At 71.5% G+C, this 22,815-nt stretch carries 16 protein-coding genes; 4 read left to right on the forward strand and 12 right to left on the reverse strand.

What is annotated here, in order from left to right:
* Positions 1-187: 187 nt before the first annotated feature.
* The 12 genes from N4G63_RS15300 to flhD form a co-directional block, all read right to left on the reverse strand.
* Positions 188-1,426 (reverse strand): HlyD family type I secretion periplasmic adaptor subunit, encoded by a 1,239-nt coding sequence (locus tag N4G63_RS15300; RefSeq protein ID WP_260786318.1) that lies wholly within the window; start codon positions 1,424-1,426, stop codon positions 188-190.
* Positions 1,427-1,449: 23 nt separating this feature from the next.
* Positions 1,450-3,738, reverse strand: coding sequence for a type I secretion system permease/ATPase (locus tag N4G63_RS15305; RefSeq protein ID WP_260786319.1), 2,289 nt, complete (start codon positions 3,736-3,738; stop codon positions 1,450-1,452).
* A gap of 77 nt (positions 3,739-3,815) precedes the next feature.
* Positions 3,816-5,615 carry an O-linked N-acetylglucosamine transferase, SPINDLY family protein gene (locus N4G63_RS15310; protein ID WP_260786320.1) on the reverse strand — a complete coding sequence of 600 codons (1,800 nt, stop codon included), beginning with the start codon at positions 5,613-5,615 and terminating at the stop codon, positions 3,816-3,818.
* A 388-nt stretch (positions 5,616-6,003) separates the two neighbouring features.
* Positions 6,004-6,642: a protein phosphatase CheZ gene (locus N4G63_RS15315; RefSeq protein WP_443112060.1), complete on the reverse strand. Its 639-nt coding sequence runs from the start codon at positions 6,640-6,642 to the stop codon at positions 6,004-6,006.
* Positions 6,643-6,659: 17 nt separating this feature from the next.
* Positions 6,660-7,058: a chemotaxis response regulator CheY gene (cheY, locus tag N4G63_RS15320; protein WP_260786322.1), complete on the reverse strand. Its 399-nt coding sequence runs from the start codon at positions 7,056-7,058 to the stop codon at positions 6,660-6,662.
* Between the two features lie 177 nt (positions 7,059-7,235).
* Positions 7,236-10,910 (reverse strand): hypothetical protein, encoded by a 3,675-nt coding sequence (locus N4G63_RS15325; protein ID WP_314599901.1) that lies wholly within the window; start codon positions 10,908-10,910, stop codon positions 7,236-7,238.
* 244 nt (positions 10,911-11,154) lie between these two features.
* The gene (gene motB / locus N4G63_RS15330) at positions 11,155-12,102 is read right to left on the reverse strand and encodes a flagellar motor protein MotB (RefSeq protein ID WP_260786325.1); all 948 of its coding nucleotides are present in this window, start codon (positions 12,100-12,102) and stop codon (positions 11,155-11,157) included.
* Between the two features lie 132 nt (positions 12,103-12,234).
* Positions 12,235-13,092 carry a flagellar motor stator protein MotA gene (gene motA, locus N4G63_RS15335; protein ID WP_260786326.1) on the reverse strand — a complete coding sequence of 286 codons (858 nt, stop codon included), beginning with the start codon at positions 13,090-13,092 and terminating at the stop codon, positions 12,235-12,237.
* Positions 13,093-13,153: 61 nt separating this feature from the next.
* A complete protein-coding gene (locus N4G63_RS15340) occupies positions 13,154-14,011 on the reverse strand; it encodes a class I SAM-dependent methyltransferase (protein ID WP_260786327.1) in 858 nt (285 codons plus the stop codon).
* Between the two features lie 290 nt (positions 14,012-14,301).
* Positions 14,302-15,348 carry an HD-GYP domain-containing protein gene (locus N4G63_RS15345; RefSeq protein ID WP_260786328.1) on the reverse strand — a complete coding sequence of 349 codons (1,047 nt, stop codon included), beginning with the start codon at positions 15,346-15,348 and terminating at the stop codon, positions 14,302-14,304.
* Between the two features lie 175 nt (positions 15,349-15,523).
* Positions 15,524-16,087 (reverse strand): flagellar transcriptional regulator FlhC, encoded by a 564-nt coding sequence (flhC, locus tag N4G63_RS15350; RefSeq protein WP_260786329.1) that lies wholly within the window; start codon positions 16,085-16,087, stop codon positions 15,524-15,526.
* A gap of 172 nt (positions 16,088-16,259) precedes the next feature.
* On the reverse strand, positions 16,260-16,583 hold the full coding sequence (gene flhD, locus N4G63_RS15355; protein WP_260786330.1) for a flagellar transcriptional regulator FlhD: 324 nt from the start codon (positions 16,581-16,583) through the stop codon (positions 16,260-16,262).
* 928 nt (positions 16,584-17,511) lie between these two features.
* Here flhD and N4G63_RS15360 point away from each other — a divergent pair.
* From N4G63_RS15360 to N4G63_RS15375, 4 genes are all read left to right on the forward strand, one after another.
* Positions 17,512-17,865 carry a response regulator gene (locus tag N4G63_RS15360; protein ID WP_260786331.1) on the forward strand — a complete coding sequence of 118 codons (354 nt, stop codon included), beginning with the start codon at positions 17,512-17,514 and terminating at the stop codon, positions 17,863-17,865.
* 314 nt (positions 17,866-18,179) lie between these two features.
* Positions 18,180-19,511, forward strand: coding sequence for a hypothetical protein (locus N4G63_RS15365; RefSeq protein WP_314599902.1), 1,332 nt, complete (start codon positions 18,180-18,182; stop codon positions 19,509-19,511).
* Between the two features lie 1,073 nt (positions 19,512-20,584).
* Complete coding sequence (locus N4G63_RS15370; RefSeq protein WP_260786335.1) at positions 20,585-21,448, forward strand: flagellin N-terminal helical domain-containing protein; 864 nt, start codon at positions 20,585-20,587, stop codon at positions 21,446-21,448.
* A gap of 267 nt (positions 21,449-21,715) precedes the next feature.
* Complete coding sequence (locus N4G63_RS15375) at positions 21,716-22,579, forward strand: flagellin N-terminal helical domain-containing protein (protein ID WP_260786336.1); 864 nt, start codon at positions 21,716-21,718, stop codon at positions 22,577-22,579.
* Positions 22,580-22,815 lie beyond the last annotated feature (236 nt).

Raw genomic sequence — 22,815 nt, forward strand, 5'->3', positions numbered from 1 at the left:
GCGTGAAGAACACCGCCCCAGCCCGGCCAGCGCCGGGCCGCTCCCAAGCGGCCGGGCCACCCGCCCGGCGGGTGGGCGCCGTACCCGGCGACCGGGTGCCCCAGCCCGGCCAGCGCCGGGCCGCTCCCAAGCGACCGGGCCACCCGCCCGGCGGGTGGGCGCCGTACCCGGCGACCGGGTGCACGATTTACCGCTCTGTGAACGCTTCCTGCGCCTTGAACATCGGCCGCAGCAGGTACTGCAGCACCGAGCGCTGGCCGTTGCGGATCTCGGCCGTGCCCACCATGCCGGGCAGCACGCTGAGCTTGCGCTTGCCGGCGCCCAGGGTGCTGGCGTCGGCGCGCACCAGGGCGCGGTACCAGGTGGCCTCGGCGCCGGCCGGGCTGGCGTTGGCGTCGCCCAGCGCGTCGGGGCTCAGGGTCTGCAGCTTGCCGTGCAGCATGCCGTAGATGGTGTAGTCGTAGGCGGTGAGCTTGATCTCGACCTTCTGCCCGAGCTTGACGAAGCCGATGTCGGCCGGCTTGATGCGCAGCTCCACCAGCACCTCGGCGGCCACCGGCACGATCTCCATCACCGGCGCGCCGGCCGCGATCACGCCGCCCAGCGTGTTGACGCGGATGTTCTTGACGATGCCGCGCACCGGCGAGCTCAGCGTGGTGCGGCGCAGCATGTCGTCGCGCACCACCTGCTGCTCTTCCAGCAGCGTGAGCTCGTTTTGCACCTTCACCAGCTCGGCGCTGGCCTCCTGGCGAAAGCGGTTGCTGCGCTCGCCGTTCTGCATGGCCAGGTCATTGACCTGGCGGCGCAGGCGCATCACCTCCACCTCGCTGACCAGGCCCTTGGCCGACATCGATTCCGACACCGCCAGCTCGCGCTCGAGCAGGCGCTGGTTGCGCACGTTGACGGCCGCGGCGTCGCCCAGCGCGCGCTGGCGGGCGTTGAACGAATCGGTCTCGGCCTGCATCACGCCGGGTGCCTGCTTGAGCTCGGGCGGAAACACCAGCGCGCGGCTGCCGGCCTCGGCCTGCAGGCGCGACACCTGGGCCATCAGGCTCCAGCGCTTGGCGCGGCTTTCGCCCTGCTGGGCCTCCACGCGCGTGGGGTCGAGCAGGGCCAGCGCCTGGCCGGCCTCCACCGCCTCGCCCTCGCGCACCTTCATCTCGCGCAGGATGCCGCCTTCCAGGCTGGCGATGACCTGCTCGCGGCCTTCCGGGATCACGCGCGCGTCGGCGCGGGTGATGATGTCCACCGGCGCCAACGCGGCCCAGGTGATGGCTGCCACCAGCGCGGCCATCATCAGGTAGATCGACCAGACCGCGGCGCGCGCCGGCTCGAGGTGCAGCGCGGCCTGGGTGGGGGTGAGGTATTGCGCATCGCCGGCACGCAAGGTGCCCGCGCCGTCGCGGAATGGGGCCTGGCCGGACATCGTGGCGCCCTGGGTTGGGTGGGTCAGACGGCAGCGCGGCGCTCGGCCGGCTGCGTGCTGGGGTGGCGGTGCACATTGCCGGGCGGCTGGGCGCTGCCGCTGGGCGGCGCGGCCTGGGCCGCCGGCCGCGCACCCGACAGGGCCGCCAGCACCGCGGCCTTGGGGCCGTCCATCACCACCTTGCCGGCATCGACCACGATGATGCGCTGCACCAGCTCGAGCACGGCCGGGCGGTGGGTCACCATCACCAGGGTGCAGCCGGCGGCGGCGTCCTTGAGCTGGCGCAGAAACACCAGCTCGCTCTGGGCGTCCATCGAGCTGGTGGGTTCGTCCATCAGCAGCACCTTGGGCCGGGTGATCAGGCTGCGGGTCAGGGCCACCAGCTGGCGCTGGCCGCCCGAGAGCAGCGAGCCCGATTCGCCGACCTGCATGTCCCAGCCCAGCGGGTGGCCGTCAACCACGCGCTGCAGGCCGGTGAGCCGGGCCACCGCGCCCAGCTGCGAGATGTCGGCGCTGGCGCGGCCCAGCAGCACGTTGTCGCGCAGCGTGCCGTTGAACAGGCGCGAGTCCTGCGGCACATAGCCCACCGCCACGCGGAAATCATTGGGGTCGATCTGGCGCAGGTCGATGCCGTCCACCTCGACCATGCCGTCGCCCGGCCGGTACAGGCCGGCCACCAGGCGCAGCACGGTGCTCTTGCCGCTGCCGATGCGGCCCAGGATGGCCACGCGCTCGCCCGGCTCGAAGGCCAGGTTCACGCCCTTGAGCACCGTGGGCGCCTGCTGGTCGGGTGCCGAGGGGTAGGCAAAGCTCACGTCGTGCAGTGCGATGCGGCCGCTCAATCCGCGCAGCGGAACGTAGGCACGGCCCTCCTCGCGGTCGGTGGGCTGCGACATCACGCGGTTGAGCGCGATCATCGCGGCCCGCGCGCCCTGCCAGCGGTTGGCCAGCATCACGATCGAGGTCAGCGGGGCGATGGCGCGCATGGCAAACATCACGCCGCCCATCAGTGCGCCGCCGGTGATGACCTTGGACTCGATCAGGTACACGCCCCACACCAGCATCACCAGGGTGATCAGCTGCTGCGAGAGCATCGACACGTTCATCGACAGGTTGGTCACCGAGCGCGACTTGATCTGGCTGTGCACCGCCGCGGCGGTGCTTTGCTCGTAGCGGTGCAGAAAACGGCCCTGCGCGCCGGTGGCCTTGACGTCCTCGATGCCTTCCACCGCCTCGACCAGCAGGCCGTGCAGATCAGCCTGCTGCTGCATGTGGGCGGTGCTGGCGCGGCGCATGGTGCCCTGCACCAGGGCCAGGCCGATCAGGATGATGGGCACCGCCAGCAGCGGCACCCAGCCCAGCGGGCCGGCGATGACGAAGGTCATCGCGATGAAGATGAAGATGAACGGCAGGTCGCTCACCGCCGACATCGTGGCCGACGAGAAGAACTCGCGCACCAGCTCGATCTGGCCCACGATGTGCGAGTAGGCGCCGGCCGATTCGGGCCGGTGCTCCATGCGCACGGCCAGGCTCTGGCGGAACAGCTGCGTGCCCACCAGCAGGTCGGCCTTCTTGCCGGCCAGGTCGATCAGGTAGGTGCGCAGCTGGCGCGCGGCCAGGTCGAACACCAAGGCCAGGCCACCCGCCACGGCCAGGGCCCACAGCGTGGCAAAGGCCTGGTGCGGGATCACCTTGTCATAGATCACCGAGGTCAGCGTGCCGGTGGCCAGCATCAGCGTGTTGCTGAGCAGGGCCGCCAGCATCGACGCCCGGTAGTACGGCGTGAAACGGCGCAGCGTGCCCCACAGCCAGTGGCGGTTGGGGTCGCGCAGGGCGTCCTGGATCTCGGGTGAGGATTGCGCCGAGGCGCGCGGCTCCACCGGCCGCGGCGTGGCCACCAGGGTCACGCCGGCGTACTCGGGGCGCAGCTCGTCCAGCGTGGCCTGCAGCGGCTCGTCCACCGGGCCGGGCATCACCAGCTCGCACTGCAGGCTGCCGTCGGCCATGGGCCGGCGCGCGGCCAGGATGCAGGCGTCGCCGTTGCGCAGCAGCAGCACCACCGGCAGCAGCTCGTCGGGGATGTCGGCCAGGTCGCGCTGCATCAGGCCGGCGTTGAAGCCGGCCTCGCGCATCGCGCGCACGGCCTGGTCGGGGCCGAGGGCGCCGCTCACCTCCTGGCCGTTGAGCAGCGAGCTCACCGACCGTTCCTGCCCGTGATGCCGCGTCAGCCACAGCAGCGCATGGGCGAGCGGATCCTCGGCCAGGCTGCGCTGGCCGTTGTCGTCGGCATCGTGGGAGTGGCTTGGGCTCACGGGATCCAGGCGTTGTGATGCGGCCAGCCACGGGCCGCCCGAATGCAGAAATCAGGCGATGGGCTTGAACCGGCCGATCAAAGGCGATGCGCCAGCGCCAGGCGCTCGAACTCGTTCTCGATGTCGCGCACCAGGCGCGGCATGTCGAACAAGGGCGAACTTCGGCCGTGCTCGTCCAGGTAGCGGCGGTACGAGGCGGCACGCGCCGGCTCGCGGCCGATGCGCACCGCCAGCTTCTCGTACTCGGCCAGCGAATCGGTCACCAGGTCGGGCAGGCCCACGGCGTGCAGCAGGCTGCCGGCCATGCGCGAGATGTAACTTCGCCCCGACCAGGTGACGATGGGCAGGCCCATCCACAGCGCATCGCTGGCCGTGGTGCCGGCGTTGTACGGGAAGGTGTCGAGCATCAGATCCGCACAGCGGAACCGGGCCAGGTAATCGGGCGGCGCCGCACGGGGCGCAAAGAGTATTCGCTCGCGCGCCACGCCATGCGCGTCGGCGCAGCGCAGCATGTTTTCCTGCGCGGTGTCGTTGTCGGCCAGCAGCCACAGCACGCTGTCGGGCACGCCCGCCAGGATGCGCATCCACGAGGCAAAGACGTTCTCGGTGAACTTGTGGTTGTTGTTGAACGAGCAGTACACGAACTTGCCTGGCGGCAGGCCCAGTTCGGCCCGTGTCGGCGTTCGGCCTACCTCGCGCTGCCGGTCGCTCACCTGGTAGCAGTGCGGCAGGCGGATCGGTTTCTCGGTGCAATACGGCTCCAGCTCGGGCGGCATCACGAAATGGTCGGCCAGGATCCAGTCGACCCCCGGCAGGCCCGAGGTGCCCGGCAAACCCAGGTAGCTCACCTGGATGGGCGCCGCGCGGTAGCCCAGGATGGCGGGCCGCGCACCGTTGGTCAGGCCCTGCAGGTCAACCAGCACGTCGATGCCGGCTTCGGCGATCAGGCGGGCCGCGGCGGCGTCGTCGACCGCGTCGATGCGCACCACATGGTCCATGGCGCGCAGGATGCGCTGGCGCTGCGGCATCGCGCTCTCGGGTGTCCAGCAGAAGGCCCAGGTTTCGACCCGGGATCGGTCGTGCAGCTCGAACAGCTCGGGCGTCAGCAGGCCCACCGCATGCATGTGCAGGTCGCCCGACAGGTAGCCGATGCGTATCTTGCCGGTGCGCGGCGGCTGCAGCGAGTGCAGCGGCACCGGCTGGGCCTTGGGCACCCGCTCGTTGGCAAAGCGCACGGCGGCCAGCAGCTGCATGGCGGGGTCGTCCGACAGGCCCATCATGGCCAGCAGCGAGGTGCCCATCAGCAGGCGGTTGTGCGTGACCTCGCCCACCGGCTGCCAGGCCGGCCATTCGCACTGCTTCTGGCGCAGGTGCACGTAGTGCTGCACCACGTTGGGCTGTTCGGGGTTGAGCTCGAGGCTGCGCTTGAGCTCGGCCTCGGCATCGGGGTAGCGGCGCAGCTGCTCGAGCAGGCGGCCGCGGTTGTTCAGGGCATGCACGCGCAGCTCGGGCTGGGCGGTGCCGTCGAGCACCTGCTGCCATTCGGCCAGGGCCTCGTCGTGCTGGCCACGGCGCTCGAGCAGGTGCCCGAGGTTGAGCCGGGCATGCGGAAAGTCGGGCTGCAGGGCCACGGCCTGACGGTAGGCCTGCTCGGCCTCGGCATGGCGCTGCTGGGCACCCAGCAGGGTGCCCAGGTTGAAGCAGGCCACATGGGCCATCGGGGCGGGGCCGGCCTCGATCCAGTCGCGGTAGGCCTGAACTGCGCCGTCCAGATCGCCGCTCGACTGCAGCCGCTGCGCTTCATGCACCAGCTCGACAAGCGAGCGCTGGGTCACGACGGGGTGGCTGGATTCGACGGGTTTCTGGGGGGTGGACATGGTCAAGGTCGGCGAAGACAGGGTGTCGGCGAACATGGTGGCTCCGTCATGACCTGGTTGAGAAGGGCTCCATTCTTGAAGCCGCCTGCCGCGGCTTTAGCGCCGATAAGACCGGCATTCCGCCGGCAAACGCCGCCCTCACCACCGCCCCGACCGAGCCGCCGCGCCGCCCACCCCGTGCGGCGCCGGCCCAAGCGCAAAAGGCGACCCGAGGGTCGCCTTGCGTGGACGAAAAATCGTCCGTCTTGCTGTCTGTCCTTGGCCGACTGTCCTTGGCCGTTTGCCGTCGGCCTTCAGCCGTTCACCGGCCTGCTGCTTCCAGCCGGAGGGCGCGGGGCCTGGGCGCAACCCGCCAGTGCGGGCTGGACGCAGGCCGGCGCCGCGGCAGCTAGAAGCCCAGGCTGGCCAGCAGGTCGTCGACCTCGCCCTGGTCCTGCACGATGTCGGTGCGGCCTTCGGCGTTGACCACCGGGCCGGGCAGCACATTGCTGTCGACCTTCTCGCGCTGCTCGGCCGGCACCACCTGCACCAGCAGCTTGACCAGGCTGTCTTCGAGGTTGTTGGCCAGCTTGACCACCTTCTGCACCACCTGGCCGGTCAGGTCGTGGAAGTCCTGCGCCATCATGATGTCGGTGAGGTGCGAATCGACCGCGCTGGTGCGCTTCTCGACGTCGCTGACGAAGTTCATCACCGCGCCGCTGGCGATGGCGCGCACCGGGTCGGCGGTGAGCTGATCGGCCAGCAGACGGGTCTGCCGGGCAATCTCGCCCTGCTCGGCCTTGGCCATGTCGACCGAGTTGAGCACCTTCTCGGCCGCCGCGGCGGTTTTCGAGGCGATGTAGGTCAGGCGGTCGCGCGCGTCGGGAATGCCGTCCGCGGCCACCTGCAGTTGCGGCATCACGCCCAGCTGGCGCAGCGTGTCGTGCAGCAGCCGGGTGATTTCGCCAATCTTCTGCACCACTTCGGGTGCAGCCATCGGACCGGTTGCGCCTGCCGGCACCATGGCGCCCACGTCTTCCATTTTCATGACATGTGCTCCCGGCGTCAGGCGGCAGTGGCCTGGAGTTTCTGCATGATCTTGGTCACCTTCTCTTCCAGCGTCGCCTTGGTGAAGGGTTTGACCACGTAGCCGGCGGCGCCGCTCTGGGCGGCCAGCAGGATGTCTTCCTTGCGCGCCTCGGCGGTGACCATCAGCACCGGGATGTGCTTGAGCGAGGCGTCGGCCTTGACCGCCTTGAGCAGGTCAAAGCCGTTCATGTTGGGCATGTTGATGTCGCTGACGACGAAGTCGTAGCGCGCGTTCTTCAGCATCTGCAGCGCCACGGCGCCGTCCTCGGCTTCGTCGGCGTTGTTGGCGCCCATTTCCTTGAGCAGGCCCCGCACGATGCGACGCATCGTGTTGAAGTCGTCGACGATCAGGAATTTCAGGTCGGCGGGATTCATCGCATTCCTCAGTTCAGGTGTTTCCGGTCACGAGCATCTGTCGGTTATCGGTGCGCGTGCCGCGAACTTGAAGCCGGCCGTGGCGGGCTGTCTGCGGCCACGCGCCGACGGGCGTGACGGAATCGGCAGTCGTGTCGTTGGGTCTCGGGCGGCGATCAGGCGGTGATCGGGCGGTGATCAGGCCGCCATCAGGCGCGGGCCCGCCGTGGTGTCGCTGCGCTGCGCCGGGCGCGGCCGGGGCGGTCCCGACACCTCGTTTTCGCTGCGCTGGCGCAGCGCCGAGGCGAAATCGAGCGCGTAGACGCGGCTTGAATGGGCCGGCCGCCCGGCACCCGCGCCAGCAGCCGCACTGGCGGCCGCGGCAAGTGCCGGGTTCAGTGCCGGGTTCAGCGCGGGATTCAGCGCGGGGTTGGGCCCGGCACCGCCGGCCAGGGCCGGCACGGGCCCAGCGGCCTGCGCCGGCATGCCCGGCCGGCCAGGCACGCCAGCGGCAGGCCGGCGCGCCTGGCCCGGCAGCGGACGCCGGCCGGGCGGGCCGGCGGCCCGGCGCGGGCGGGTCAGCTCATGCCGCAGCGGCCGCCACAGCGTGTCGACCGCCAGCGCGCGGCCCCAGGCCAGCGGCAGGCCCTGGGCCAGGCACACCGCGGCCACCCCGGCCTCGATGGCGCCATCCATCAGCCACCAGGGCGAGGTGCGCAGGCGTGCGCGCAGTTCAGCCACCGGCACCGCCACCAGCCAGGGCGCCCAGGCCGGCGGCCAGCCGGCCGGGCGGGCACCCGGCCCCCCCGCCCTGCCCGGCGCCTGACCGGCCTGGCCGGCCGACGGCGGCGCCGAGAACAGCGACAACGCGGACAGCGTGGGCAGCGCAGGCAGCCGCTGCCACGCCCAGCGCCAGGCGCGCCGCAGCGGCCGGCTGCCGGCCAGGTGCGGCGAAACCGGCCGCGAGGGCACGGCATCGGCGCCAGGCAGGGTGTCGGGTTCGGTCATGCTCAGGATTCGGGAGGAGGTTGCGGCCGTGTCTGGAGGGGAGCGACGGGTCGGGTCCAGGGCGGTATGTCGGGCGGTGTGTTGGGCGGTGTGTCGGGCAAAGTCACGGTCGGTGTGACGGTCGGTTCGAAGCTCGGCTTGCCGGTCGGCGCGGAAGTCGTGGCCCAGGCCGGCGGGTGTGTCGGCCCCCGGCGGCCGGCCGCGGCCTGGCAGCCGGCGCGTCAGCCACCCGAACCAGCCGTTGCCGGTGGTGCCAGTGCTGGTGCCGGTGGTGCCGGTGCCTGGCTCGCCGGCCTGACCGGCGCTCGGGCCCCTGCCCAGCCGCCGCAGCGCGCCGGCCAGCAGGCCGGGCAGCCGGGCCAGCGCGGGCCGGTCCGGCGGCGGTCGGCCGGGCGGCAGGCCTGGCTGGCTGGCCATGGCCGGCAAGGGCAGCACCGTGCGCCGTCGCGGGCGTGGCGCCGGCCCGGCCAGCGTGGGCTCGGCGGGGTCGAAGAGCAGTGAACGGTCGATCGGCGTGTCGCGCCAGCGCAGCGGGTCGGCGCGCGACAGCGCCGCACGGCCCGCCGGCGCCGCAGACGGCGGCCAGGCATCGCCCAGCTGCGGTTCGCGGCGCGCGGATGGCCAGGCGTCGACGGAATGCTGGAGGCTGCCGGCGGCCGGGCCCATGCCGGCGCCAGGGGCGTCGTGCGCAGGCCGGTCGGTGGCGAAAACGCTGCCGCCGGTCACCGTGTCGGCCTCTGGCTCGGGCCATTGCCAGGCCTGCGGCCCGGCGGGCGCCAGCGGCTCACGCCGCAACCCGCCAGCGCCTTCGCCGGCGCTGGCCTGCCTGCCCTGCGGTGGGCCTGCAGAAACCTGCGCCGGTGGCGCCAGATCGGGCACCCAGCCAGCGTCCAGACCAGGCCCGTACGGCGGCTCCAGCACCGGATCGTGCCGTTGTCGCAGGGTCGGGTCAGGCCCGGGCGTTCGCACGCCGGGCGAGATGGGCGTTCGAAACACCCGATCCGGCGCGGGCTCGCGCCAGGCCTCGGCCGGCCGCTGGCCAGACGCCGCAGCCACCGCAGGCCACGCTGCCGGAGGCGCGTGGCCGTCCGGTGGTCGTGACCGCGATGGCGGCTCTTTCCGTAAATTCTGCGGATTTGGCGTGTCTTGCATGGTTTGCGCTATTCGCGCTTTTGGCGCATTGAGCACCTCGGGCGCGTTCAGCACATCCAGCGCGTGGGGCGCGTTGGGCGTGTTGGGCGCATTCGGTGCGGCACGCGCATGGCCGGCGGGTTTCAGCCGCTGTCCACGCGCCACCAGGCCGTCCCAGGCGCGCAAGGTGGCGTGTTGCAGCCCGGCGAGCGCCGGTGCGGTGCCACGGCCCATCCAGGCACTGACCTGGCCCAGGCGGCCGAGCATGTGGCGGCGCAATTGCGCAGTGCCGCTGTGACGGTCCAGAAATCCCAGGTCGAGCACGACATCTGGCGGGGCGCCAGGGGGGGCGGGCCGGTCGCTGTCCGCGTTCAGCACCGGTGGACGACGCGCCCCGACGGTGCTGGCGTCGGGCGCGGCCACGCCTTTTGCCAGCACAAGCTGTCGGGGCACGGCACCGGCGGTGTCGTGCTGGTCAGGTACCGGTCCCTGGTCGGGCTGCCGGGTTGGAACCGCATCGGCGATGCGCGTTGGCGCCGACGGCATGGCGTCGGCCAGATCGGGCACAGGGTCGGCCGCCATCTCGGCGGGCCGGGTGACGGCGATGGGGGTATCGGGCTGGGGCGCGGCAGCCTGCGTTGCGGCAGGCGGCGCCAGCGCGTGATCGGCCGCCGCCCGCGGGGGCGGCTGCAGGTCGACCACGTCGTCCAGCAGGGGAAGGTTTTGCAGCGCACCGCGCGGCGCCTGATGCGTTGCCGCAGCGGCAGCGGGTGCGGGTGCGGCAATGCGCCAGGGTGCAGATGCAGGTGGGGCTACCGCTGCCGGTACGGCTGCAGCGGCTGCAGCGGCTGGCGCTGGCGCCGGTGCCGGCGCCGGTGCGGCGGCGGGTGCCGACGCAGCAGCGCGCTGCATCAGCGTGGCGCGCGCCGCAGCGCTGGCCGTGTGGCCGCGTGGCGGCGGCGGCGCCGGCATCGGCATCGGCCGGGGCTGTGCCGCGGCAGTTGCCGGCCCAGGCTGGCCTGGCGTGAGCGCCGGGTCGCGCGGTGTCGGGCCCACCGCCGGCTGGCGCGGCGCGGTTTGAGCGGGAAAGGCGGTCTGAACAGCCTCAGTGGCCTGAGGGGCCTGAGCGGGATGAGCGGAATGAGCGGCACGAGCGGCCGGAGCGGCCGGCGCGCGCTGCAGGGCCGGCGCTGCCGGTGTGGCAAGCGCCTGGCGTGCTGGCGCCGGCATCTGGCGCGGCGCGGGCATGGCCAGGTCGGGCACCGGCTGGCGCTGGCTGCGCACCCGGCGCATGCGCAGGGCCGGGCCGCTGCATTCGCGTGCCAGTTCGGCGTCGCTCACGGCAAAGGCCATCGGTTCGGGGGCCAGCACCACCACCTCGCAGCGGCGGTGCGTGCCCGGGCGGCCCTGCACCGCGGTCACCACGCAGGTGTCGCCGGTGGCCAGGGTCAGCACGGCCGGCAGGTCATGGGGCAGCAGCTGCAGCGGGCTCACGGGCCCCAGGCTGGTGTCATAGCCCAGCTGCTGCATGGCCTGCAGCGTGCGGCCGGGGTCGTCGGCGAAGCGGTGGTGATCCAGTCCACTGAGCTGGGCCACCGCGGCGCGCAGGCCCAGGTGGTCGATCAGCCAGGGCAGCACCTGTGCAATCGGGTCGCCCGCAGGCAGTGCCGGGGCGTCGGCAAGCCAGATCGCGGACGGATCGGACAGGAGATTTCTCGAATCGAATGCAAGCATGGCGCTTTCCCCTCGTGTGAGCGGAGGTGTGCCAGCATGGTAGGCAGCCGATCGGAAATCATGAGCCCGATGAGGGCGGCAATTGCCGGCCTGATCGTCGGTGGCCGGGCCCGCGAAAGACGGGCCAGAAGATGTGCGCCGGGGCACGGCGGCCGCGGCGCGACGGCACGCGAACGGCCGCTGAAAAACGGCGCCGCGGCAGGCCAGGCCGGCACAGCGCCAGGCCGGCGCCGCCCGCCTGGCGCTAGCGCGACGCGGCGGGCCGTGGCGGCGTGGCGGCGGCGCCCGGCGCGTCGTCGGCGCCCTCGCCTTCCGGGCCGCCGGGGCGCAGGAAGCGGTCGAGGGCGTCGCTGTTCATCACGATGATGCTGATGCGCCGGTTCTGCGGATCGTTGGGGTCGTTGCGGTTGTAGGGCTGGCTCGAGGCCAGGCCCAGCACGCGCAGCACCCGGTCTTCGCCCAGGCCGCCGCCGATCAGCTCGCGCCGCGCGGCGTTGGCGCGGTCGGAGGCCAGCTCCCAGTTGCCGTAGCCCTTGTCGCCACCCGGAAACACCATCGCGTCGGTGTGCCCCTCGAGCGTGATGCCGTTGGGCACCTCGGCCAGCACGCTGCCGATGGCCCGCAGCAGCTCGCGCATGTGCGGTTTGACCAGCGGGCTGCCCGAATCGAACATCGGCCGGTTCTGCTCGTCGGCGATCTGGATGCGCAGGCCGTCGCGGGTCATCTCGACCTTGATCTGCGACGTGAACTGCGCCAGCTTGGGGCTGTTCTTCAGCTCGGTCTGCACGCGTTCCTGCAGTTCCTCGAGCATCTGCGCCTCGGCGCGGCGCTGCTCGGCCTTCAGGGCCTGCAGGTTGATGGTCTTGCGCGGGGCCGGCACGTCGCCGTTGCGCACCTGGCCGTGGGTGCGGCTGAGGTCGGTGCCGCCGCCCTTGAGCACGCTGGACGAATCGCCCGAGCCCGAGCCCCCGTGCAGCAGCGCCACCTTCAGCGGCGAGTTGAAGAAATCGGCAATGCCCTTCTTGTCGCCTTCGGAGGTGCTGCCCAGCAGCCACATCAGCAGGAAGAAGGCCATCATCGCGGTCACGAAGTCGGCGTAGGCGATCTTCCAGGCGCCCCCGTGGGCCGCATGGCCGCCCTTCTTCACCCGCTTGATGATGATGGGCTGGAGCTTCTTGGCGTCACCCGACATCGGTGCCTCCGGTGCGCCACAGCGCCATCAAGCGGCCCGCCCGGCCGGCCGGCCGCCTGGCATCCAGCCTGGCCGGATCACGGGCGGCGCGCCGCCGGGGCCACGCGCCAAAGGCGTTGCGGAGGCCGGCCATCACTTCTTCTTCACGTGCTGTTCGAGCTCGCTGAAGGTCGGGCGCACCGGCGACAGCAGCACCTTGCGACCGAACTCCACCGCCACCTGCGGGGCATAGCCCTGCATGCTGGCCAGCAGCGTGGTCTTGATGCACTGCAGTTCCTTGGCGCTTTCCTCGAGCTTTTGCTCCAGCAGGCCGGCCAGCGGCTCGGCAAAGGCATAGGCCAGCAAGATGCCCAGGAAGGTACCCACCAGGGCCGAGCCGATCATCGCGCCCAGCACCGCCGGGGGCTGACCCACCGAGCCCATGGTCTTCACCACACCCAGCACGGCGGCCACGATGCCGAAGGCCGGCAGGCCGCCCGCGATGCGCTGGATCGCGCCCACTGGGGCATGCGCCTCCTGGTGGTGGGTCTCGATCTCGCTGTCCATCAGGCTCTCGATCTCGTGGGCATTGAGGTTGCCCGAGACCATCATGCGCAGGTAGTCGGTGACGAACTCGGTGACATGGTGGTCGTTGCCGACGTTCGGGTACTTCTGGAAGATCGGCGAGTTGTGCGGGTCCTCGACGTCCTTTTCAATGGACATCAGGCCTTCCTTGCGCGCCTTCTGCAGGATGTCGTACATGAGCGCCAGCAGCTCCATGTAGCGGTCCTTGGTGTACTTGCTGCCCTTGAAGCACATGCCCACGCCAGCCATGGTGGACTTGATGACCACCATCTGGTTGTTGACGATGAAGGCGCCCAGCGTGGCGCCGCCGATCATGCCCATTTCCCAGGGCAGGGCCTTCAGGATCGGACCCATGTTGCCGCCGTGGGCCACGAAGATGCCGAACACGCAGCCCAGGCAGACGAGCCAACCGATGATGACGAACATGGTGCGTTGTGCGGAGGTAAGACCCATGGGCGCGCCCGGCTGGGCGCACCGCTTGGCAGGGTTATCGGCGGCGTGGCGGGGGCATTGAGCCGGAACTGGCGGCCACGGGGCGCCTGTTCTCGATGCGGTAGACCCACACCGGCTGTGCGGCGTCGCGGCGCAGCACGCCCGCCGGGGCCACACCGGGCACGGGGAAATCCAGGCTCACCAGCCAGCTGCCGGGCGCCATCTCGGCGCAGGCCTTGGCCCAGGCGCGGGCCATCGATTCGGGGCGCTGGAACAGGTACACCAGGCGCAGGCCCGACCAGTCGTCGGCCCACAGGTCGCCGCGGCGCACCTGGGCAAAGCCGCAGCGCCAGCGCGCGGCCAGGGCCAGGGGCCAGCTCCATTCGGTGCCGCGCAGCGCGGCTTGCGGAAACTCGCCATGCAGGGCCTGCAGGCCCTGGCCCAGGCCGCAGCCGGCGTCCAGCATGGCGGCGCCCTCGCCGCCGGCGGGCAGCGGCACCAGCCGGGCCAGGCCGTGCAGCGCGTCGGGCGGCGTCGGAAACAGCGGCGCATCGCGCCAGGCCTTCAGCGGATAGGCCAGCATCAGCAGGCCCAGCGGCAGCAGCCAGGCCCAGGCCGGCACGCCTTGCGCCAGCCCGCTGCCCAGCATGGCCACCGGAAAGCCGGCGCCCAGGATCATGCGCCGCCAGGTGCTCAGGCCCGGCCAGGCCATGGCCAGGGCCCCGGCGCACACCATGCCGGTGGCCAGCGACAGCCAGGGGCTGGCGCCCAGGCCGCGCAGGCCGGCGGTGAGCAGCCAGGCGCTCAACCAGCTCAGCAGCGCCGGGGCCGGCCAGCGCAGGCGCTGCAGGCCGTGCGGTGGCGCACCGGCGGGCGTGGCCAGGGGCGGCGAGAACGTGGCATGGGCCGGCATGGCGCCGAGTGTGGAATCGGCATCGCGGCGGCAGTCGGCCGAAAAGGGCCCGGTTCCACCGGCCGGCGTCCCGTCTGGCGCATCGGCTTGCGGCGAATTCTTCGTCGAACTTGCCGGTAAATACGGCAAATTCGACTGAATCAGCGCATTCGGCAAATTTGCCGATGGTTTTGATGGTGTGGCCGGTGCGGTGGCACGGCCTTGCCGCCGGGTGGCGCGGGGCGGGGTGGCCAGCGGCATGGGCACACGCTCCGGCAGGCTTGACGGCGGGGCCGGCGGCGCCGCCGCGCTCAGCGCAGCTGCAGCAGCTGGGCGTGCGACACCACCAGCGGCAGCGGTGAATCGTCGGCATCGAGGCTGCCGCGCACCGCGTAGTCGGGCTCGCCGGTGTCGCGCAGCTGCGGCTGCAGCAGTGCCGAGCCCTGGGCATCCACCACCACCGCCACGCGCGGCAGATTGGCGCGCAGGCCGCGGCCCACCACCACGCCGCGCTCGCCACTGGCCAGCCGCACCGGGCTGCCGGGCGGGTACAGGCCCAGCGCACCGATCATGGCGTGGCCGATCTCGTCGACCGTGCCGTCGGCGCCGCGGCAGGCGGTGCGGGCGGCCAGCACCGGCGACAGCGGCGGCCGATCGGCGCGGCAGGCCAGCGCGGCGGCAAAACGGTCGACCCGGCGCAGCAGGCGCGCGGCGGCCGCCTCGGGCGGCAGGCGCATCAGGGGCAGCGCATCGGGCGCCTCGTCATGGTGGTGGCGCACGATGGCCAGCCACAGCGCATCGCCCACGCCGGCGGCGGCCAGGGTGTGGGCCGCGGCCACCGCATGGGTGTCGATGCGCGCCTGCTCGGCCACGCTGGGCGGGGTGTCGTTCTGCGCCAGCCGGTCCTGCAGCGTGCGCAGCGTGCAGTTCATGGTCAGCGCGGCCAGCGCCAGGGCCTCGCCCTGGGCCGGGCTGCCGCCCAGGCGGGCAAAGGTTTCGCGCGCCACCCACCAGCACAGCCAGGCATGGCGGTCGCTGTAGTTGGCGGGCTCGTGGCTGGCGCGCAGGATCAGCCAGTACAGGGCCGCGTCGGCCTGCTCGTCGAGCAGGGTGGCGGCACGCTGGTGCAGGCTGCGCAGGCGGCCTTCGACGCCCGAGTCGGGGCCCACGGCATGCGGCAGCGCGGCCAGTTCGTCAGCCAGTTCGGCCAGCAGCGGCGGCCAGGGGTCGGTGGCCGGGCGCACGGCGCCTGCCAGGATCGGCTGGCTGGATTCGGGCGGCGCCGGCAGGGCGGCGGCCGCGGGGTCGGCGCCGGCCGGGCGATGGGCGGCGTCCGGGGGCGAAGGCGGCATCGTCATGGTCATCAGGCGGCAGCAGAGAAAAAAATAGGCGGCTTCCGTGAGGAACCCGCCCGCAAGGCACAGGGACTGTGCCAGGAGGAGACAAGCAGAAAAACTGTCGTTGCTGGGTTCGCTTATCGGCCGTCCGGCGCCGGGGCTCGAGTCCGGTGCCGGCCAACCGGGGGCGACAGGCTCAGTCGGCCATGCATTCCTGCACGCTGGGCAGGCGGATGGCGCCGGCATTGCGGCCCTTGCCGGCCCGGGCGGGCGGATTGCACAGGCCGCACACGTAATGGCGGGCGATTTCGTGCGGATGGGTCACGAAGTGGCCGGCGCACTTGCTGCACTTGGTCATCGTGAGCATGCCGTTGTCGACGAACTTCACCAGGCGCCAGGCCCGGGTGACCGAGAGCTGCGGCTCGAGATCCTGCGCGCCCACCTGCTCGAGGTAGAGCTTGTAGGCCTTGATCACGGTGTCGATCTCGTCGAGCGCGGCCACCTTGTTGAGGTATTCGTGGATGTTCAGGAAGAGGCTGGCATGGATGTTGGGCTGCCAGGTCATGAACCAGTCGGTGGAGAACGGCAGCTGGCCCTTGCTGGGGCTCTTGCCGGCGACCTCCTTGTACAGGCGCAGCAGGCGCTCGTAGCTGAGGTCGGTTTCGCTCTCCAGCACCTGCAGACGCGCGCCGAGCTTGATCAGCTCCACAGCGGTGTCGATCTGCTTGGCTTCGGTCAGGATGCTCTTGGTGCGCGACATGGTTCTCTCTCCAGAATTTGTAAGTAGCACGCAGCCACCTGAGTCCCTCTGGGACAGATTGCCGAAGGCAATCAGGGGCGGTCTCGTCGGAAGGGCGAAGCCGGATCCGGGTTTCCCGGGCCGGTTTCGTCAGCCCCTCGGGGGCGGCCGCCAGGCGGCCGGGGCCTACAAGTTAAGCGGCTTCCTGGTGGCGGCCGGCCATCAGGATGCTGGCGTGCAGGCGGCTGACGGCATCGTTGGCGGCCGACTTGCCGTGGCTGGTGAGCAGGCCCCAGACCATGTCGTCGTCGCAGCGCATCTTGCACAGCAGGGTGTTGCTGGAGGCCACCTTCATCATCTGGGCCGGGGTCAGCGCGGCGATCAGGTCGGCGGTGCCCTCGTTGATGCCCAGGCGGAACAGGGCCTGGTCGCGGTCGATGCGCACCAGCGATTGCGCCAGCATCAGGTAGGAGAGGTTGGCTTCGCGGATCTCGGCAAGGATCTGGTCGGTGGTCATGCGGTGCTCTCCGGTGCGGTGGCGGGTTGGTATGGGATGTACTGTAGGCAGCAGAACTGGGCCGGAACATCGGCCCGTCTCCGCTTCTGGAGTCCCGTTTCTTCCAAAGCTTTGTCAGGCAAATTCCTACAAGCGCGCGCGGCGGCATCGACTTGTCATCCATGGGGCCCAGCATGCGAGGGCCGCCGCAGGAGCGGCTGGCACAATGAATCGACACCCGCTGCACCCTGCGGCGGCCTGCGCCGCACAGCGGCCCGCGCCCGCGCCGCCCGCCCGCGCACGGGGTGTCTGTACGAGGTGAGCCGATGTTTTCTTCGATCCTGGATGCGCTGAGCGCCCACTGGCTGCCGCTGGTTCTGGCGCTGGCCATGGTGGTGGCGGCGCTGGTGGCGCTGCTGACGCTGAGCCGCCGCAAGCAGCGCCCGCCTGCGCCCCCGCCCCTGCCCCTGCCCCCGCTGGCGCCCCGGCCCCCGGCCGCAGCGCCTGCACCGGCGCCGCTGCGCCCGGCCACGCCGCCGCCCCCACCAGCGCCGCTGGCGCCACCCGCGCCACCCGCGCCACCCGCGCCGCCCGCGCCGCCATTGCGGCCTGCTGCACCGCCACCGCCACCGCGGCCGGTAACGCCACCGCCGGCGCCGCCCGTTGCGCCGCCCGTTTCGCCGCCCGTTGCCCCACCGGCCATGCAGCCGCCGCCGCCCGTCCAGCGCCCGCTGGCACCGCCGCCGGCGCCCCGGATGCCACCGCCGGCGCCCATGGCGCCGCCACCTGCGCCGGTTTTGCCACCGCCTGCGCCGCGGCAGGTGCCCCCGCCACCACCGCCCCTGGCCCCGCCGCCGCCGCCGCCGCCGCCGCCGCCGCCTCGGCCGCAGCCGCAGCCGCTCACCCCGCCGCCGCCCCCTCCCCCGCCGCGGCGCCCGCGGCCACGGCCTTGCCGCTGCTGCTGGTGGACGATTCGGCGGTGGTGCGCGCCAAGCTGCGCAAGCTGCTCGAGGGCGCCGGCCATGTGGTGGTGCAGGCGCGCGATGGCCTCGAAGCCCTTGAACTGCTGGGCCAGCAACGTTTTGCGCTGCTGATCACCGATCTGGAGATGCCCAACATGAATGGCGCCGAGCTGATCGCCGCGGCGCACCAGCGCCCCGATCTGTCGCGGCTGCCGATGCTGGCCATCACCGGGCACGACGAGATGCAGGCGCACCTGCAGTCGTATGCGCGCCTGCACGGTGTGCTGCGCAAGCCCTGGAACGACGCCGAGCTGCTGCAGCGGGTGCAGTCGCTGATCTAGGCAGGCATCCGCCCGCCCCGCTGCGCCGCGGTATCCCGGCGGCCTCGCGGCGGCCACGCGGCGGCGGTCTGGCCGGCTTTTGGCGGGCTTTTCGGGCTTTGGCCGCGTTGGCGGCTGCCTAGACTGCGATCCAGCGTCTAGTCAACCTCGCGCCATGATCCCGACCCCCAAGTCCCTCCCCGACCAGCGTCCGCTCCGGCCAGAGCGCGCGTCCGATGTCGGGGCCGGTGATCCAGGGTCCGGCGGGCGGTGGTCACCGAATTCGCTGTCGTTCCTGCCCCTAGTACCGAGCCCCAACGCCCCCGGAGCCCACCATGCACGTCAGCTCGATCGTCTGCCTTGACGACCTCGTCCGCGAGGACACCTGGCCCGCCAGCGAGTTCGTGCTCGATCTGGTGCGCCTGCCGATCTTCCATGCCAGCGGGTTGCGGGTCGGCAAGACACCGCACCGCCCCGATGGCCACGGCCTGAAACCCGGCTTCTGCCTGACCCAGTTCCGCGCGCTGTGCCAGACCGATGGCCAGATGCCCACCTGGCATGCGCTGCACCACACGGTGCCGGCCGCTGCCGCCGACTACCTGCTGCGTCACCTGCCTGACGACGCGCTGGTGCTCGGTCACGAGATGGCACCCTGGCTGATCCAACTGCTCGACAACGCCGACCTGGCCTGGATTGATCTGCGGGTATCACCGTTGCGCTTCGGCAGCGACCTGATCATGGGCTTGCGCACCAACCGCGCCGAGATCCACGCGGCCGTTGCGCCGCTGGCCCTGGGCACCACCGAGCTGGTGGCCGAGGCCTCCCAGATGGCCGCCCGCACCCGCCTGCGGCGTCGCGGCGAGGCGCAGCTGCGCCTGCCGGCCGACCCGGTGGTGTATGTGGGCCAACCCGAATGCGAACCCAGCCTGGTCGACACCGATGGCCGCATCGTGCGGGCCAGCGACCACGCCGACACCCTGTACCGCCTGGCACGGACCGGACCGATGCTGTACCTGGCCGATCCGCGTGCCGGCGACTTTGCGCGCATCGAGCGCGAGATGCTCGAGCGCGTCACCGGCCACCGCGTGCAGCTGTGCGAGATGGACGCCTACGAACTGCTGGCCTGCGACGACGAGATCACCCTGGTGGGCCTGTCGTCGGCCGTGCTGCAGGAGGCGCAATGGTTTGCCCGCAAGGCCTATGCGCTGCACGGCAGCTTTGCGGTGCCGAGCTTCGAGCCCATGCCCACGCCCGACGGCTACCTGCAGATCGCCTCGCATGTACTGCTGGGCGAGGCGCTGTGGAGCGCGGCCCTGCTGCAGCCACCGCGTGGTGCACTGATCAGCGCCCCGCCGCGCGCCAACCTGCTGCGCGAGCTGCGCAACGACTGGGCCGGCTACGCCGAGGCCACCTTGCGCGGCAGCACGCTGGTGCGTGAAGCCTTTGTGCAGGCCGGTGGCCTGCGCCAGGCCGATGCCCTGCGCCGCACCGAAAACGAACTGGCCCACACCCGCGACGAACTGCGCCAGCTGCGCACCGAGCTCGACCAGCTGCGCCGCGTGCTCGACGAAACCGCCCGCATTGCCGCCAACGCGGCCGCGCTGGCCCGCCCGGCGCCGCCGCCACGCGCCAAGCACGGCGCCACGGCGCGCAACGCCGCGGCCTGATACCTGCGCAACGCCGCAGCCGGATACACGCGCAACGCCGCGGCCTGATACCTGCGCAACGCCGCGGCCTGATACCCGCACCCGGGTGGCGGCCGCCTCGCGCCGCACCACCCGCCAGGCCACCCGCCTGACCCGCCATCGCCCGCGCCGCCGCGCCGCGATGTGCCACTGTGATTGCCCATGCTCGCGGCGGCGATGCGTGTGCCCCTCCCCCTTCTGCTGCTGCCCCGGCCCGACATGGCCGGCGGCGGCTTCGGCGTTTCTGGCGCGCCGCCGAGGCCCGCTGCGCCTGCCGGCGCCCCACGCGGCCCGCCGCAATGGCGGCCGTGATGGTGGCCGTGCCGGATACCAGCCAGCCAGCCACGGCGCCGCCCTGCCAGGCCGGCCGTGCTACTGACCGGTAGCACACGGCACGAGCGCCGCCAGCACCGCCAGCCTGACCAGCTCGACCGGCCCCACCGGCCTGGCCAGCCGCGGGCACCTGGCACCTGGCACCTGGCACACCCCCCAGCCCGCCCCGGCCCACTCTCGTGATCTGTGCAGCGCGCGCCAACGCGCCTGCGCCCTGGCAAGCGTTCGCCCGCCTGCGCGCGGCCTTCTGCCCCCGCCCTACCGGCCAGGCCGCCTGCCGGTCTGCCAAAGCCGGTGCCGGCCCCTGCCGATCTGGCGCCCCAAGGCCCCGAAATGCGGGGCGATTCGGCCCTAAACCCGCTGCCAAACCCAACTTGAGTGCGATTTGGCCAGTTCGGCGTGACGAACTCCGCATCAATGGCCCAAAGGCGTATTGACAGCTCAGAAAAAAAGGGAGCGATCCAGCCCTTAAGTTGAGATTCCGCCGGGCCGATACCCAACCCAACGGGCAGACAACAACATCTGACCGGGGTCCGGTTAGCCGGCCGATGGACGCAAGCCTCCCCTCGGGGGCTCGTCACACCAGAGGCGACTAGCGCGGGCGTGCCGACCACCAGCAATGGTGATCGGCGGCAAAGGTGGTGAAGACCGCAAGGAACCCCACCACTGGCGAAAACGCCGGCGCTTCCGCCGGGAATTATGGAAACGGAAAGGAAACCATCGTGCCTCAGACCATCAACACCAACATGTCCTCGCTGAACGCTCAGCGCAACCTGAACACCAACCAGATGTCGCTGGCCACGTCCATGCAGCGTCTGTCGTCGGGCTTGCGTGTCAATTCGGCCAAGGACGACGCCGCCGGCCTGGCGATTGCCGAGCGCATGAACGCCCAGGTGCGTGGCATGAACGTGGCGATCCGCAACTCCAACGACGGCATCTCGATGGCGCAGACCGCTGAAGGCGCCCTCGGCAAGGTGACCGACTCGCTGCAGCGCATGCGTGAACTGGCGGTGCAAGCCTCCAACGCCACCGCCAGCGGCAGCGACAAGGACTCGCTGGACAAGGAATTCGGCGAGCTGTCCAAGGAAATCCAGCGTGTGCTGGGTGCCACCAACTTCAACGGCAAGCACATCCTGTCCGGCGATGCGGGTGCGCAGACCTTCCAGGTCGGCGCCAACACGGCCTCGGACGACACCATCGACATCAACACCGTCAACCTGACCCAGGACGCCACCGTCACCGTGGTGGCCGGCACCGACAACACCGGTGCAGGCCGGGCGGTGATCGACAACACCGCGGCCCTGGCCGACATCCACACGGTGATCGACAACATCGACGTGGCCATCGACACCATCAGCAGCGAGCGCGCCACGCTGGGTGCGTCGCAGAACCGCTTCGAGTCGGTGGTGTCGAACCTGCAGGTGTCGGTGGAGAACCAGAGCGCCGCCCGCGGTCGCATCATGGACACCGACTTCGCCTCGGAAACGGCCAACATGAGCCGCGCCAACATCCTGGGACAGGCCGGCACGGCGATGGTGGCGCAAGCCAACCAGTTGCCGCAGCAGGTTCTGTCGTTGCTTCGATGAATTCGGCCCGGCCCTGATGGAGGACTAGGCGGCGGTGGCCACACCGTCCGCCGGCGCCTCCGGATGACGACGCGCCGCACCTGCGCCCCGGGGTTCGGCGCGTTGTCTTTTTCACAGCATGCCGGCACTGCCATTCAAGCCGGCGGGTGATGCGTCGATAAGTGGGGCAGCAGCCTCGCTTTTCGGGCCATTGCCCGACGCGGATTGCCGCAGCAGCCGCGGCCCGCACCGTGACTGCCGCATGTTTCTTGAGCGAAGGAGCCGTTCGTGCCTCAGACCATCAACACCAACATCGTGTCGTTGAATGCCCAGCGCAGCCTCAACGGATCGCAAACCTCCCTGGCCACCTCGATGCAGCGCCTGTCCTCCGGCCTGCGCGTGAACACCGCCAAGGACGATGCGGCCGGCCTGGCCATCGCCGAGCGCATGAACGCCCAGGTACGCGGCATGAACGTGGCCATGCGCAATGCCAACGACGGCATCTCGCTGTCGCAGACGGCCGAAGGCGCGCTCGGCAAGGTGGCCGACGCCTTTCAGCGCATGCGTGAGCTGGCGGTGCAGTCGGCCAACGCCACCAACTCCGACAGCGACCAGGATTCGCTGGACAAGGAGTTCGGCGAGCTGGCCAAGGAAGTCCAGCGCGTGCTGGGTGGCACCAGCTTCAACGGCCTGAAGGTGCTGGCCGGCGATGCCGGCACCAAGAGCTTCCAGGTGGGTGCCAACACCACCAGCAACGACGCGATCTCGATCACCACCACCAACATGACCACCGACGGTGACATCACCACGGTGGCCGGTACCGACAACACCGGCTCGGGCCGCGCCGACATCTCGTCGGCCGCCTCCACGGCCGACATCCAGGGCGTGATCGACGACATCGACACCGCCCTCGACAAGGTGAGCACCGAGCGCGGCACGCTGGGCGCCTCGCAGAACCGCTTCGAGTCGGTGGTGTCGAACCTGCAGGTCTCGATCGAGAACCAGACCGCCGCGCGCAGCCGCATCATGGATGCCGACTTCGCCACCGAAACCGCCAACATGAGCCGCGCCAAGATCCTGCAGGAGGCCGGCGTGGCCATGGTGGCGCAGGCCAACCAGATTCCGCAGTCGGTGCTGAGCTTGCTGCGGTGATGGGGCACCCGGCGCCGCGGGTACGCGGCGCCACCCGCCGGGCGGGTTGGCGGGCCGGCTTGGGAGCGGCCCGGCGCTCGGCCCGCATCGGGCACCCGGCGCCGCAGGTACGCGGCGCCACCCGCCGGGCGGGTTGGCGAGCCGGCTTGGGAGCGGCCCGGCGCTCGGCCCGCATGGGGCACCCGGCGCCGCAGGTACGCGGCGCCACCCGCCGGGCGGGTTGGCGGGCCGGCTTG

This window comes from Aquabacterium sp. OR-4, assembly GCF_025290835.2.
Taxonomy (GTDB): Bacteria; Pseudomonadota; Gammaproteobacteria; order Burkholderiales; family Burkholderiaceae_C; genus Pseudaquabacterium.

What these genes read in the sequence shown, in the direction of transcription:
- N4G63_RS15310 (WP_260786320.1), bottom strand. Translation starts at nt 5,615, where the DNA reads ATGTCCACCCCCCAGAAACCCGTCGAATCCAGCCACCCCGTCGTGACC.
- N4G63_RS15365 (WP_314599902.1), top strand. Translation starts at nt 18,180, where the DNA reads ATGCACGTCAGCTCGATCGTCTGCCTTGACGACCTCGTCCGCGAGGAC.
- cheY (WP_260786322.1), bottom strand. Translation starts at nt 7,058, where the DNA reads ATGAATCCCGCCGACCTGAAATTCCTGATCGTCGACGACTTCAACACG.
- N4G63_RS15315 (WP_443112060.1), bottom strand. Translation starts at nt 6,642, where the DNA reads ATGAAAATGGAAGACGTGGGCGCCATGGTGCCGGCAGGCGCAACCGGT.
- motA (WP_260786326.1), bottom strand. Translation starts at nt 13,092, where the DNA reads ATGTTCGTCATCATCGGTTGGCTCGTCTGCCTGGGCTGCGTGTTCGGC.
- N4G63_RS15345 (WP_260786328.1), bottom strand. Translation starts at nt 15,348, where the DNA reads ATGACGATGCCGCCTTCGCCCCCGGACGCCGCCCATCGCCCGGCCGGC.
- N4G63_RS15340 (WP_260786327.1), bottom strand. Translation starts at nt 14,011, where the DNA reads ATGCCGGCCCATGCCACGTTCTCGCCGCCCCTGGCCACGCCCGCCGGT.
- N4G63_RS15300 (WP_260786318.1), bottom strand. Translation starts at nt 1,426, where the DNA reads ATGTCCGGCCAGGCCCCATTCCGCGACGGCGCGGGCACCTTGCGTGCC.
- motB (WP_260786325.1), bottom strand. Translation starts at nt 12,102, where the DNA reads ATGTCGGGTGACGCCAAGAAGCTCCAGCCCATCATCATCAAGCGGGTG.
- flhD (WP_260786330.1), bottom strand. Translation starts at nt 16,583, where the DNA reads ATGACCACCGACCAGATCCTTGCCGAGATCCGCGAAGCCAACCTCTCC.
- flhC (WP_260786329.1), bottom strand. Translation starts at nt 16,087, where the DNA reads ATGTCGCGCACCAAGAGCATCCTGACCGAAGCCAAGCAGATCGACACC.
- N4G63_RS15325 (WP_314599901.1), bottom strand. Translation starts at nt 10,910, where the DNA reads ATGCTTGCATTCGATTCGAGAAATCTCCTGTCCGATCCGTCCGCGATC.